The following is a 2,867-nucleotide window of genomic DNA, read 5'->3' as shown; positions in this document are numbered from 1 at the left end:
GAGAACTCTGTACCATTCGTGGTCAGTAAGTACTCAGACAGCATTATCGACGGGTTGGAAGGGGTTTCGGCGCAGTACCTGGCCGCTAAGCTTTAACCGAGTTGTCGCACATGACCCACCGTTTTCCGGCCTGCCTGGCCAACCCCGGCCCGATTTGTTCGGGCCTTTTTATGCGTGCTCGCAAATGGCCTGCGGCCCTACGCCAGCGCCTTCAATGCCGCGGCCACCGGCTCGAGGCTTTGCACCTCGCCCCGCTCGCCCCAACACAACGAAACCATCTGCTTACTGGCTTCCACTTTGTACACGTCAGCCGGCAGGGTTTGCAGGTACGGGATAAGCACGCTATCGGCGCACGGCTCGCGCCATTGGTTAACCCATTGCCCCGGGCTCAGTTGCCAATAGCACCAGGTGTTTTCAGCGCCTTTGCGCCGCGCGCGGTGGTATTGCGGGCAGGGGCTAGGCGGCTCGTCCGCCAGCCAGTGCGGCCAATCTTGTTGCGACAATTGCATGCCCAACCCCTGGCTGCGCGCAGCCATACGAATGGCCATGCGCCCTTGTTGGCGGCGCGAGGGACGTAGCCACGCCAAGGGGCTAAGGACTACAGCAACGAGCAGTAATACGATCCACACGGTCATACGATTAGTCCCACAACATTAGGGCTGCCTTTAGCCAGCAATCACAGCCATACTTCGATCATTAGCCTCAGGAGGAGTCACCACCATGCCCTATAAGCACATTCTGGTTGCCTTGGATCTTTCCGAAGAATGCGACCCAGTGATGAAGCGCGCTTATGCGCTCGCCGCCGCCAGCCAGGCCAAGCTGTCGCTGGTGCATATCGTCGAACCAATGGCCATGGCCTTTGGTGGCGACGTGCCGATGGACCTATCCACCCTGCAACAACAGCAATTTGAACAAGCCCGTGAGCGCCTGGACGCCTACTCCGCTAAATACCCGGAACTGGGCGCCGATACGCGTCACTTGGTTTACGGCCAACCGCGCCAGGAAATTCACCGTTTAGCCGCCGAGCAAGGTGCTGACCTGATCGTGGTCGGTAGCCACGGCCGTCACGGTTTGGCATTGCTGCTGGGCTCTACAGCCAATGACGTGCTGCACGGTGCGCCGTGCGATGTGCTGGCGGTACGCTTGAAAAAACCGGAATAACCCGACATTTACGACCGTCGTCCCCGCCTGCGCGGGGATGACGGAAATCAGCGTTATTCGGGCAAATCCCCCGCGCTCATCACCATCGGCCGAATCTTCTGCAACTGGGTTTCCAGCGAATGGGTAATGCTGGTGGACATCGAGAAAAACGTCAGGAAAGCCTTGAGGTTCGAGTCGCCTTCGCACACGTCGTGAATACGCTGCCAGAACGCCTGATTGACCAACTGCAATTGCTGGAACAGCCGCACCAAGCCCTTTAGTTCCCAGTCCGCATGCCGCCCTTCACGAAAGTTGAAGTACTGGCGAGACAGGTACAACGATACGGCCCGCAGAATAAATTCCTGATTATTGGCAAACGGCAGATGGTTAAACGCCATCGGCTTTAGCTTGCCCAGCACCGGACAGGCGCTGGTGGGCATGATCAGCCCGAGCAAGGCGCGTAAGCCCTCTTCCAGCCCCACCTGTTTGCTGTACTCGCGCTCGGGCGTGCGCACCCAGAACTGCGCTTTCTGGAAAGCCGGCAACCCTTGGAAATCTTCGATCACCCGGTGCAAATCCACGGCTGCCGGGCAGTGGCTGAACTGCTCGCGTTTAAGCGGGCAGTTACTGCACTGATGGAACTCCAAGCGTGTCCAGGCCGGCGCCGAACGCGCTCGCTCCGGGTCGTACACACGGTCAAGTTCGATGCGATAACTAAACTCGTGCACATCGTCGAGGGCAATTCTGTACTCGATGGCCATTCAGGTCTCCGCCCGTCAATCAGTCGTCCAGCTCGGCCCAGCGCTCCAACAGCGCGTCCAGCTCTTGTTGTGCGGAATCCAGCAGCGCCATCACCGCAGCACTTTCAGCCGCCGGGCGTTGGTAAAAAGTGGGCCCGGCAATTTCTTCATTCAGTTCAGCGATTTTGCTTTCCTGGGCGTCGATCAGGCCCGGCAAGGCTTCCAATTCACGCTGCAATTTGTAGCTGAGTTTCTTCTTCGCCACTGGTATTTCTACTGGCGCCGCAACAGGCGCAGACACCGGCGCCGGTGCAATGGCTTCCGGCTTGCCGGACTTGCTTTCACCTACGCCCAACAAGCGCGGCGAACCACCCTGACGCAACCAATCCTGATAACCGCCCACGTATTCACGCACCTTACCTTCACCTTCAAACACCAAGGTGCTGGTCACGACGTTGTCGAGGAATGCCCGGTCGTGGCTGACCATCAGCACAGTGCCTTGGAAGTTCGACAGCACTTCCTCCAGCAGCTCAAGGGTTTCAACATCCAAGTCGTTGGTCGGTTCGTCCAGCACCAGCAGGTTCGCCGGTTTGCTGAACAGCTTAGCCAGCAACAGACGGGCGCGCTCACCACCGGACAACGCTTTAACCGGCGTACGAGCACGCTGTGGGCTAAACAGGAAGTCGCCCAGGTAACTCAACACATGGCGGTTCTGGCCATCGATCTCGATAAAGTCGCGGCCCTCGGCGACGTTGTCGATCACGGTTTTTTCCAGATCCAGCTGATGGCGCAACTGATCGAAATAGGCCACTTCCAGACGAGTGCCGACTTCTACCTTACCGGCGGTAGGTTGCAGGTTATCGAGCATCAACTTGAGCAAGGTGGTCTTGCCGGTGCCGTTGGCACCAAGCAGGCCGATACGGTCCTGACGCTGCAGCACCATGGAGAAATCTTTGATCAGCGTCGGGCCGCCCGGATGAGCAAAGC

Annotated in this window: 4 protein-coding genes; 1 reads left to right on the top strand and 3 read right to left on the bottom strand. The window is 58.5% G+C overall.

From position 1 onward, the window contains the following. Nucleotides 1-197 precede the first annotated feature (197 nt). A complete protein-coding gene (locus AAAB16_RS02000) occupies nt 198-635 on the bottom strand; it encodes a hypothetical protein (RefSeq protein WP_340661825.1) in 438 nt (145 codons plus the stop codon). Nucleotides 636-720: 85 nt separating this feature from the next. Between AAAB16_RS02000 and AAAB16_RS01995 the strand changes: the two genes are divergently transcribed. Further along, complete coding sequence (locus AAAB16_RS01995) at nt 721-1,161, top strand: universal stress protein (protein WP_340661824.1); 441 nt, start codon at nt 721-723, stop codon at nt 1,159-1,161. Nucleotides 1,162-1,214: 53 nt separating this feature from the next. Here AAAB16_RS01995 and AAAB16_RS01990 read toward each other — a convergent pair whose 3' ends face one another. Together AAAB16_RS01990 and AAAB16_RS01985 are read right to left on the bottom strand one after the other, a co-directional pair. After that, complete coding sequence (locus AAAB16_RS01990) at nt 1,215-1,901, bottom strand: hypothetical protein (protein ID WP_340661823.1); 687 nt, start codon at nt 1,899-1,901, stop codon at nt 1,215-1,217. 19 nt (nt 1,902-1,920) lie between these two features. Further along, on the bottom strand, nt 1,921-2,867 hold a 947-nt coding region (locus AAAB16_RS01985; protein WP_340661822.1), incomplete at its 5' end, for an ATP-binding cassette domain-containing protein.

This window comes from Pseudomonas sp., from assembly GCF_037994325.1.
In the GTDB taxonomy this organism is placed as follows: Bacteria; Pseudomonadota; Gammaproteobacteria; order Pseudomonadales; family Pseudomonadaceae; genus Aquipseudomonas.
This window is presented reverse-complemented; position numbering and strand designations above follow the sequence as displayed.

Coding starts and splice junctions, on each gene's coding strand:
- AAAB16_RS01990 (WP_340661823.1), bottom strand. CDS start 1,901: ATGGCCATCGAGTACAGAATTGCCCTCGACGATGTGCACGAGTTTAGT.
- AAAB16_RS01995 (WP_340661824.1), top strand. CDS start 721: ATGCCCTATAAGCACATTCTGGTTGCCTTGGATCTTTCCGAAGAATGC.
- AAAB16_RS02000 (WP_340661825.1), bottom strand. CDS start 635: ATGACCGTGTGGATCGTATTACTGCTCGTTGCTGTAGTCCTTAGCCCC.